The sequence below is a fragment of the Streptomyces sp. CO7 genome, assembly GCF_053474865.1.
Window position 1 is genome coordinate 424,612 of the sequence record NZ_JBRIOU010000005.1, and the last position, 10,539, is coordinate 435,150.

Genomic DNA, 10,539 nt, shown 5'->3' on the forward strand with positions numbered 1-10,539 from the left:
TCCCTACGGAGGGCACCGCGGCGGTCCGCCGCCCGGCCCCCGGCAGGCCCCCGGCCGTCCCGGCCCCGGAGCGCCGCCCGGACCGCAGGGACAGCCCGGGCAGCAGCCCGGGCCGGGGCAGCAGGCGCAGCCCGGGCCGGGGCAGCAGGCGCAGCACGGTCAGCAGGCGCAGCACGGTCGGCGGGCGCAGCAGGTGCAGCCGTACGGAGGCCCCGGCGCGCCCCTGGGCCGACCCGGCGTCGCCGAGCGGGACGCCCGCATCCCCCAGCAGGGACCTCCCGGGCAGGCCCCGCGCCGTGACCAGGGAGCCGGGTACGACACCGAACAGTTCGCCTTCGTCGAGGAGCAGGACGGCGAGTCCGAGGACGTCATCGACTGGCTGCAGTTCACCGAGAACCGCACCGAGCGCCGCGAGGAGGCCAAGCGCCGCGCCCGCGCCCGGATGACGGCGGTCCTGGTGGTGCTGGCCCTGGTCGTGGTCTGCGGCGGCGGCTACCTCTGGTACGCGGGCAAGCTGCCCTTCCTGTCCTCCTCGGACACCGCACAGGGCGGGAACGTCGCCGCCGGCGCGCAGAAGCGCGACGTGATCGTCGTCCACCTGCACAGCACCAAGGGCTCGGACACCTCCACCCTGCTGCTGGTGGACAACGCCACCACCGAGCAGGGCAACGCCGTGCTGCTGCCCAACTCGCTGGCCCTGACCGACCAGGACGGCAACACCACCACGCTCGGCCAGTCCGTCGGCGACGACGGCTCCTCGGGCACCCGCGAGTCCCTGGACACCGTCCTGGGCACGCGGATCGAGGGCACCTGGCGGCTGGACACCCCGTTCCTCCAGATCCTGGTCGACATGGTCGGCCACATCGAGGTCGACACCGACACCGACGTGCCCGACCCGAAGGCCCCGGACGAGGGCCCGCTGGTGCACAAGGGCGAGCAGCAGACGCTCAGCGGCCGGATGGCCTCCGCGTACGCCACCTACCGGGGCGCCGGCGAGCCGCAGAGCGCGCAGCTCGAGCGGTTCGGCCAGGTGGTGCAGGGCGTCCTGCGCAAGCTCTCCTCGGACAAGGAGGGCGCCACGCGGACCGTGCAGACGATGGGCCAGATCATCGAGCCGCCGCTGACCGACGAGGACCTCGGCAGCTTCCTCGCCGGTCTCGCCGACCGCGCCAAGGGCGGCGACTACCGCAGCACGGTGCTGCCGGTGGAGCCCGACGGCACGCTCGGCGAGAAGGCCGGGCAGGAGGTCGTCGGCAAGATCCTCGGCGGCCAGGCCAAGAGCCCCGCCGAGGAGGGCGACGGCGTCCGCGTCAGCGTCCGCAACGCCACCGGCGGCAAGACCGACGCCAAGAAGCACCCGCTGGCCGACCTGGCCCGCGTCGCGCTGGTCAACGGCGGCTACACCTACGTCGCCGCGGGCAGCTCGCAGACGGCCGCCACCTCCGAGGTGCGCTACGCCGAGGCCGGTGACAAGGACAAGGCGCTCGAGGTGGCCCGCACGCTGGGCCTGCCGGAGACGGCCGTCGCCAAGGGGAGGACGGCGGCCAACGCCGACGTCACGGTGGTGCTCGGCCAGGACTACGCGCCGGCCTCCTGACCCGCGGCCGTGTCGCACGGAGCCGGTCCCGCAGCACCGCGGGGCCGGCTCCGGCCGTTCGGGGCGCGGTGCGCCGGCGGAGCGGCCCGCGGTGACCGGCGCCCGGCGATCGGGGGCCCGGAGGCGGGCGGCGGATCCGGGCGAACGTGTGGCACGGGTGGCGTGTGGCCATGGCCTCGCGGTAATCCGTGGGGAGGCCCGGGCGGTCCGTGAGACCCTGGACAGGTAGAAGTCCGACGACGGAAAGCCAGGCAGTGACCGCCACCGACCGATCCATCGAGCTCATCACCACCGCCGCGCAGGCAGCGGCAGACAAGCTCGCGCACGACATCATCGCCTACGACGTCAGCGACGTGCTGTCGATCACGGATGCCTTCCTGCTCGCCTCCGCGCCCAACGACCGCCAGGTCAAGTCGATCGTCGACGAGATCGAGGAGCGGCTGAGCAAGGAGCTCGGCGCCAAGCCGGTGCGCCGTGAGGGCGACCGCGACGCCCGCTGGATCCTGCTCGACTACGTCGACATCGTCGTGCACGTCCAGCACAGCGAGGAGCGCGTCTTCTACGCCCTGGAGCGGCTGTGGAAGGACTGCCCCGAGCTGGACCTCCCCGAGGACGCCAAGGCGACCCGCGGCAAGGCCGAGGAGCACGCCAAGGAGAGGGCCGCGCAGGAGGAGGCCGGTCTCGACGACGGTGACCTCTGGTGACGGCCGGCGGGACGGAGGCCGCGGCGGGCAGGTCCGGCCGCGGCCGGCGCCTGATCCTGTGGCGCCACGGCCAGACCTCGTGGAACCTGGAGCGCCGCTTCCAGGGCACCACGGACGTCGACCTCACCGACACCGGCCGCGCCCAGGCCCGGCGTGCCGCCCGGCTGCTCGCCGGACTGTCGCCGGACGCGATCGTCGCCTCCGACCTGCGGCGCGCGGTGGACACCGCCTCCGAGCTGGCCGCCCTGACCGGCCTGGAGGTCGTCCAGGAGGAGGGCCTGCGGGAGACCTACGCGGGCGTCTGGCAGGGCCTCACCCACGACGAGATCCTCGCCCGGCACGGTGAGGAGTACCTGGCGTGGAAGCGGGGCGAGCCGGTCCGGCGCGGCGGCGGCGAGCTGGAGACCGAGGTGGCCGACCGGGCCGCCCCGGTCGTGCTGCGGCACGCCGACAAGCTTCCGGCCGGCGGCACGCTGGTCGTCGTCAGCCACGGCGGCACCATCCGCACCACCATCGGCCGGCTGCTGGGCCTGGACGCCCACCTCTGGGAGGGCCTGGGCGGCCTGTCCAACTGCTGCTGGTCGGTGCTGGGCGAAGGCGCCCGCGGCTGGCGTCTGCTGGAGCACAACGCGGGCTCCCTGCCGGAGCCGGTGCTCGGCGACGACACCTGACCGCGTCCCCGGGCCCCGGCCGGGGCCCGGGACCGGCCGATTTCACTTTCCGGCTGGTCACAGGCTAGAGTTCTACTCGTTCGCCCCGCCGAGCGGCGGAGAGAACAACAAGGGGCTATAGCTCAGTTGGTAGAGCGCCTGCATGGCATGCAGGAGGTCAGGAGTTCAATTCTCCTTAGCTCCACATTCGGAAGATCCCGTCCGGTCGAAAGACCGGGCGGGATCTTCGTGTTTCCCGATGATCTAGAGTTCCCGGCGTCGGCCGGCGAGCGGCCGGCGTTTTTCACGGAACAGGGGCGGGATGAGAAGAACCGCACAACGCGGCCGTGTCCTCCTGGCGGGAACGACCGCATTCGCCGCCGTGCTGCTCGGCGCACCCGGCGCGCAGGCGGCCGAGGGAGACATCTCCTTCTCGGAGATCGTCTTCAACGAGGGCAAGCCGATCGTGGTGGGGACCAGCAACGCGGTCGACGTACCGCTGACCTACACCGTACGAAGCACGGTCAAGCTGAGCGACTGGAACGTCAACGCTTACCGGGGCACTCTCGGGGCGGAGAGCGAGCGCGTGCTCGTGGCCTCCTCGACGCGGTGGAGCTGCGCCACCACCACCGCGTCCGGCTACACGTACCGCCGCTGCGAGGAGACGGTCACGGTCGACCCCCGCTGGATCCGTACCGGCGGCGGTCTGGTCAACGGCGACGCCACGCAGTGGAAGACCTACGGCCTGGGGCACAAGGCCGCCGGCGGTCACGACACCGACACCAACTCGGCCACCGTCACCCTCCAGCGGGCCTCCCGCGTCCAGAGCCACAACGCCTCCCCGGAGCCGGTGGCCAAGGGCGGGACGATCACCGTCAAGGGCACCGTGCAGCGGGCGAACTGGACCGAGCACCGGTACGACAACTACGGCGGGCGGCTGGTGAGCCTGCAGTTCAAACCGGCCGGTTCCTCGACGTACACCACGGTGAAGAAGGTCACGGCGAGCAGCACCGGCGCGCTGAGGACGACGGTCACCGCGAGCCAGGACGGCACCTGGCGGTGGCGGTACTACGGCAACACGACCACCGGCGCCAGCTCCTCGAGCGGCGACTACGTGGACGTGCAGTAGGGAAGGGATCCCGTCCGGAAGGGCGGGATCTTTTCCTATCAGCATGGTGATGAGCCCGCCGCCCCGGCGTCGTCCCCGTCCGGCCACCGGCCCACGTGGCAGAATCGGACGGCCGGAAGGGGAGCACGGTCCGACGGGAGGGAGCTGGCGCGTGGGGGCACACCGCAGGAAGTGCGACTGGTGCGGCAGCGGCACGCCGATCGTGCGGGACATGGAGCCGGTCAACGAGGAGTACCAGTACTGGTGCGAGGAGTGCGCCAGGGCGCTGATCATAAAAGGCGACCCCATCGAGACCTACCGTGAGCTCGAGGGTGAACCGATCTACGGCCGGCTGCTCGACGAGCTCTGCACGCTGAAGCGCTTCTACTCGTTCGAAACCGCCTGAGAGGCGCGACTTTCCAGGCAAACGGGACAGACCGGAAACGATTTGGTGTCCCACCCCCACGGTCATGTAATGTTCTCTGTGTCGCCGGGGGAACCGCAGAGGGAAGCCCGGACGGCACACCGCAAGGGGCTATAGCTCAGTTGGTAGAGCGCCTGCATGGCATGCAGGAGGTCAGGAGTTCAATTCTCCTTAGCTCCACAGTGACGAAGGCGGGTCATCCGGAAGGATGGCCCGCCTTTGGCGTTCCCGGCCCGTTCCGCCCCGATTCCGAGGGCCGGAAGTCCGTCGCAGCCCTTGTGAGGGCTGCGGTACCCTGACGCCATGCGTGCCGTACGCCTTCTGCTTAGCGAGCCGCGCTGATCAGTCCCGGCCACCACGAAGAACCGTGGCCGGCATCGGCGCGGCGCCCCCTCCTGTGCGAGGGGCTTTTTCATTTCCCGGCCACGCCAAGCAGAGACGACGTCGATCAGGAGCTTTGAGGATCATGAGCGAGACGAACCCCGCTTCCGCCGCCGAGTCGGCGGAGGTCGCGCCGCACCGCTACACGGCCGCGCTGGCGGCCGAGATCGAGGCACGCTGGCAGGACTTCTGGGACGCCGAGGGGACCTACGAGGCCCCCAACCCGTCCGGCGACCTGGCGGGCGACCCCGAGGTCGCCGCCCGCCCGAAGAAGTTCATCATGGACATGTTCCCGTACCCCTCGGGTGCGGGCCTGCACGTGGGTCACCCGCTGGGCTACATCGCCACCGACGTCTACGCCCGCCACCAGCGGATGACCGGGCACAACGTCCTGCACACCCTGGGCTTCGACGCCTTCGGCCTGCCGGCCGAGCAGTTCGCCGTGCAGACCGGCACCCACCCGCGGGTCTCCACCGAGGCCAACATGGCCAACATGAAGGCGCAGCTGCGCCGCCTGGGCCTGGGGCACGACAAGCGCCGGTCGTTCGCCACGATCGACCCGGAGTACTACCGCTGGACCCAGTGGATCTTCCTGCAGATCTTCAACTCCTGGTACGACACCGAGGCCGGCAAGGCCCGCCCGGTGTCCGAGCTGGTCGCGCAGTTCGAGAGCGGTGAGCGTGCGGTTCCCGGCGGCCGGGCCTGGTCCGAGCTGTCCGCCGTCGAGCGCGCCGACCTGCTGAGCGAGTACCGCCTGGCCTACGCCTCGGACGCGCCGGTCAACTGGTGCCCCGGCCTGGGCACCGTGCTGGCCAACGAGGAGGTCACCGCCGACGGCCGTTCCGAGCGCGGCAACTTCCCCGTCTTCAAGGCCAAGCTGCGCCAGTGGAACATGCGCATCACCGCCTACGCGGACCGCCTGCTGGACGACCTGGACGGGCTGGACTGGCCCGAGGCGATCAAGCTGCAGCAGCGCAACTGGATCGGCCGCTCCGAGGGCGCCCGCGTCGACTTCCCCGTCGCCGCCGAAGGCGAAGCCGCCGCGATCACGGTCTTCACCACCCGCCAGGACACGCTGTTCGGCGCCACCTACATGGTGCTGGCGCCGGAGCACCCGCTGGTGGAGAAGTTCACCCCGGCCGCCTGGCCGGAGGGCACCCGCGAGGCATGGACCGGCGGTCACGCCACCCCGGCCGAGGCGGTCGCCGCCTACCGCGCGCAGGCCGCGTCCAAGTCGGACGTCGAGCGCCAGGCCGAGGCCAAGGACAAGACCGGCGTCTTCACCGGCGTCTTCGCCGTCAACCCGGTCAACGGCGAGCGGATCCCGGTCTTCATCGCCGACTACGTGCTGATGGGCTACGGCACCGGCGCGATCATGGCGGTCCCGGCCCACGACAGCCGTGACTTCGCCTTCGCCCGCGCCTTCGACCTGCCCATGCGCTGCGTGGTCGAGCCGACCGACGGCCGCTCCACCGACCCGGCCGACTGGGACGAGGCGTTCGCCTCCTACGACGCCAGGCTGATCAACTCGGCGAGCGAGGACGTCTCCCTGGACGGCCTGGGCGTCGTCGAGGCCAAGGCCCGCGTCACCGCATGGCTGGCGGAGCGGGGCATCGGCGAGGGCACCGTCAACTACCGCCTGCGCGACTGGCTGTTCAGCCGCCAGCGCTACTGGGGCGAGCCCTTCCCGATCGTCTACGACGAGGACGGCGTGGCGCACCCGCTGCCCGAGTCGATGCTGCCGCTGGAGCTGCCGGAGGTCGACGACTACTCGCCGCGCACCTTCGACCCGGACGACGCGGACACCCGGCCGGAGACCCCGCTGTCCCGCGACGAGGACTGGGTCAACGTCACCCTGGACCTGGGCGACGGGCCGAAGAAGTACCGCCGCGAGACCAACACCATGCCCAACTGGGCCGGCTCCTGCTGGTACGAGCTGCGCTACCTGGACCCGCACAACGACGAGAAGCTGGTCGACCCGGCGATCGAGCAGTACTGGATGGGTCCGCGCGAGGGCATGCCGCACGGCGGTGTCGACCTGTACGTCGGCGGCGCCGAGCACGCGGTGCTGCACCTGCTGTACGCGCGGTTCTGGTCGAAGGTCCTGTTCGACCTGGGGTACGTCTCCTCGGCCGAGCCGTTCCACAAGCTGTTCAACCAGGGCATGATCCAGGCCTTCGTCTACCGCGACAGCCGGGGCATCGCCGTGCCGGCCGCCGAGGTGGAGGAGCGCGACGGCGCCTACTGGTACCAGGGCGAGAAGGTCTCCCGGGTGCTGGGCAAGATGGGCAAGTCCCTGAAGAACGCCGTCACGCCCGACGAGATCTGCGCCGAGTACGGCGCGGACACCCTGCGCCTGTACGAGATGGCGATGGGCCCGCTGGACGTCTCCCGCCCGTGGGACACCCGCGCGGTCGTCGGCCAGTACCGCCTGCTGCAGCGGGTGTGGCGCAACGTCGTCGACGAGGCGACCGGCGAGGTCACCGTGGTCGACGACGTCGCGCCGGACGAGGACACCCTGCGCGCCCTGCACAAGGCCGTCGACGGTGTCCGCCAGGACCTGGAGGGCATGCGGTTCAACACCGCCATCGCCAAGATCACCGAGCTGAACAACCACCTGACCAAGTCCGGCGGCGCGCTGCCGCGGTCGGTGGCCGAGCCGCTGGTGCTGATGATCGCCCCGCTGGCCCCGCACATCGCCGAGGAGCTGTGGCGCCGCCTGGGCCACACCGGCTCGGTCGTCCACCAGGACTTCCCGGTGGCCGACCCGGCCTACCTGGTCGACGAGACGGTGACCTGCGTCGTGCAGATCAAGGGCAAGGTCAAGGCCCGCCTGGAGGTCTCGCCGTCCGTCTCCGAGGCGGAGCTGGAGAAGATCGCCCTGGCCGACGAGAAGGTCGTCGCCGCGCTGGGCGGCGCGGGTGTGCGCAAGGTGATCGTCCGCGCGCCGAAGCTGGTGAACATCGTCCCCGCGTGACGGGAGCGGGTGCACAGCGTCCCCCGCGTGACGGGAGCGGGTGTGCACATCGTCCCGGCGTGACGGGAGCGGGTGTGCACATCGTCCCGGCGTGACGGGCCGGACATGAAGGGGCGACCGGGCGGGCAACCGGTCCCCTAGGGGACGCAGGGCCTGCGGAACCGGGGAACGATCAGGGGCAGGACCGGGGTTCCGTGGAACTCGGGGCCTGCCTCTGGCGTTTACCGTGGGAGAGTGGGTGGAGGACGTACTCCCTCACCGGACGGCCGGGCGCGAAGGAGGAACTGCGGTGGACGTGATCCTTGCGGTGATCGCGGTGATCTTCGTGCTGCTGGTCTCACTGGCGGTCTGGGGCACGGTGAAGGCCGTCGGCGCCGCCCGGCGCGGAGTGGACCGCACCATCACCCAGGCGCGCCGCACGGTCGAGGACACGACCCTGCGGGCGCGCTCGCTGGGCCGTCCCGGGCCGGCGGGTGAGGTCGCCGAGCTGCGTCTCAAGCTGCGCACCTCGCTGCGCGCCACCCAGCAGGCGCTGGAGGCGGGCTCCCCGGAGGACGGCTCGCTGGCGGAGTCGGCCGCCCTGTTCGACCGGCTGAGCATCCACGGCCGTGAGCTGGACGCCGACCTGAAGCGGCTGGAGTCCGAGCCCGACCGCGCCACCCTCGCCGACCGGCTGCCCGGCCTGCGCGAGCGCACCGACCGCATCGTCAGCTCCGCCGACGCCCTGCGCTGGGCCGCCCTGGACCGGGCGCACCGGTTTGCCGCCGACGACCTGGACACCCTGAGCGCCCAGATCGACGTCGAGGCCGGCGCCCTGCGGCACTGGGACCGGGCCGAGGCGCCCGAAGCGGCCCCGGATCCGGCCGCCGGCCGCGAGCGGCGGCAGGACCCCGGGGCGAACCGCGAGAGGACTCCGGACCCGCGGGCCGCCCGCCGGCCGGCCTCCGACCCGAGGACCGGCCCGGCCGCCCTCGACCCGTCGCGGCCGCGCACCCCCAACCCGTGGGAGAAGCAGCCCCAGGCGCGTCCCGAGAGCACCACCTGAGCCGTGCGGCCCCCCGCGGGCCGGACCACCGGTCCGGCCCGGGCGCGGCAACGCCCCTGTCACCGGGGTGGCATGCCGGGCGGGGAGTACGGGAGGTAACCTCCAAGCCATGTCCCGCCATGTCGCGATCGTCACCGATTCCACGGCCTACCTGCCGCCCAGGACGACGGCCCGGCACGGCATCACCTCCGTCCCGCTGACCGTGGTCCTCGGCAACCGGGCGCTGGAGGAGGGCACCGAGATCTCCGCACGCTCCCTCGCCGAGTCGCTGCGCAGGAAGCTGCCGGTCACCACCTCGCGGCCCAGCCCGGAGACCTTCGCCGAGACCTACCGGCGGATCGCGGAGACGGGCGTCTCGGCGATCGTCTCGCTCCACCTGTCCGCCGAGTTCTCCGGCACCTACGACGCCGCCGTGCTGGCCGCGCGGCAGGCTCCGGTGCCGGTGCGCGTCGTCGACACCGGGATGGTGGCGATGGCGCTCGGCTTCTGCGCCCTGGCGGCCGCCGAGACGGCGGAGGCGGGCGGGGGCGCCGACGAGGTGGTCGCGGCCGCGGAGAAGCGGGCCGAGGCGACGTCCGCGTTCCTGTACGTCGACACACTGGAGTACCTGCGGCGCGGGGGCCGCATCGGCGCCGCCCAGGCCTTCTTCGGGTCCGCGCTGGCGGTCAAGCCGCTGCTGCAGCTGGCCGACGGCCGGATCGAGCCGCTGGAGAAGGTGCGTACGGCGTCCCGGGCCATCGGGCGGCTGGAGGAGATCGCCGCCGAGCGGGCGGGCGCGGCCCAGGTCGACATGGCGGTGCACCACCTGGCCGCCCCCGAGCGGGCCCTCGCCCTCGCTGACCGCCTCCGCGCACGTGTCCCCCGCCTCGCCGACCTGCACGTCAGCGAGGTGGGCGCGGTCATCGGCGCGCACACGGGGCCGGGGCTGCTGGCAGTGGTGATCTCTCCGCGGTGATCTCACCCGCGGTGATCTCCCCGCGGGGACCTCTCCAGGGTGACGCGGTTGTCCACAGCCGGGGCGGTCGTCCACAGGTTTCGACCTTGATCATCGCGATGTGCGGTATCGGCGGATCCTGGGCCCATGACCACGGGAACCTCACTCCACACGTCACCTTCCTTCGTGATGCCGCGCCCGGCCGTCGCCGCGGCCGCTGCGGACCCTGGCGCCGCCTCTGCGAGGCCTCGCAGCACGTCCGCGGTGCAGGGTGCCGCCTCCGGGGTGCCGCGTCCGGCTGCCGCTGACGGGTTTTCGGCTGTGCGACGCCTGTCGTCCCGGGCCGCTCCGGGGCGGATGCCGGGACCGGCTCCGGGACGGGCACCAGGACGGGCTCCGGAGCCGGCTCCGGGGACCGCGCCGTATCGGGACCTGGGGGCCTCGCCGCCGCCGGTGCGGTGGCCCTCGCCTCGGCTGCCGGGGACGGCCGGCCCTCCACCGGTGAGCAGGACCGCGCCGCGGCTGTCCGGGCACGGGACCGCGCCCGGGCCTTCCGGGAGGGCGCCCGCGGGGGAGCACGCGGCGATGCGGGCCGCCCGGCGGCCGTGGTGGGCAGTTCCTGACGAGGGAACCGGGACGGCCCTTGGCGAGGCCCGCGGTGCGCCGCCCTCCGGGAGGGGCCCCGCCGCCCTCCGGACGACGCCGCGCACCCCCTCCCG

At 72.6% G+C, this 10,539-nt stretch carries 8 protein-coding genes and 2 tRNA genes; all 10 read left to right on the forward strand.

From position 1 onward, the window contains the following. The coding region (locus ACOV8S_RS20335) for an LCP family protein (protein ID WP_448319209.1) at positions 1 to 1,597 on the forward strand (1,597 nt) is incomplete at its 5' end. A 254-nt stretch (positions 1,598 to 1,851) separates the two neighbouring features. After that, positions 1,852 to 2,301, forward strand: coding sequence for a ribosome silencing factor (rsfS, locus tag ACOV8S_RS20340; protein ID WP_351114504.1), 450 nt, complete (start codon positions 1,852 to 1,854; stop codon positions 2,299 to 2,301). Then, entirely contained in the window at positions 2,295 to 2,972 is a 678-nt protein-coding gene (locus tag ACOV8S_RS20345; protein WP_351114663.1) for a histidine phosphatase family protein, read from the forward strand. Before rsfS ends, ACOV8S_RS20345 begins: the two co-directional genes overlap by 7 nt. 111 nt (positions 2,973 to 3,083) lie before the next feature. Next, positions 3,084 to 3,156: transfer RNA gene (locus ACOV8S_RS20350), tRNA-Ala, on the forward strand. 117 nt (positions 3,157 to 3,273) lie between these two features. Beyond that, positions 3,274 to 4,080 (forward strand): hypothetical protein, encoded by an 807-nt coding sequence (locus ACOV8S_RS20355; protein ID WP_448319210.1) that lies wholly within the window; start codon positions 3,274 to 3,276, stop codon positions 4,078 to 4,080. Between the two features lie 151 nt (positions 4,081 to 4,231). Beyond that, positions 4,232 to 4,465: a hypothetical protein gene (locus ACOV8S_RS20360; protein WP_108955357.1), complete on the forward strand. Its 234-nt coding sequence runs from the start codon at positions 4,232 to 4,234 to the stop codon at positions 4,463 to 4,465. 125 nt (positions 4,466 to 4,590) lie between these two features. Beyond that, positions 4,591 to 4,663, forward strand: a tRNA-Ala gene (locus ACOV8S_RS20365). 286 nt (positions 4,664 to 4,949) lie between these two features. Beyond that, positions 4,950 to 7,841 (forward strand): leucine--tRNA ligase, encoded by a 2,892-nt coding sequence (leuS, locus tag ACOV8S_RS20370; RefSeq protein ID WP_448319211.1) that lies wholly within the window; start codon positions 4,950 to 4,952, stop codon positions 7,839 to 7,841. A gap of 289 nt (positions 7,842 to 8,130) precedes the next feature. After that, a complete protein-coding gene (locus ACOV8S_RS20375; RefSeq protein ID WP_448319212.1) occupies positions 8,131 to 8,886 on the forward strand; it encodes a hypothetical protein in 756 nt (251 codons plus the stop codon). Positions 8,887 to 8,995: 109 nt separating this feature from the next. Next, positions 8,996 to 9,841, forward strand: a complete 846-nt coding sequence (locus ACOV8S_RS20380) for a DegV family protein (RefSeq protein WP_448319213.1) — start codon at positions 8,996 to 8,998, stop codon at positions 9,839 to 9,841. Positions 9,842 to 10,539: the final 698 nt, after the last annotated feature.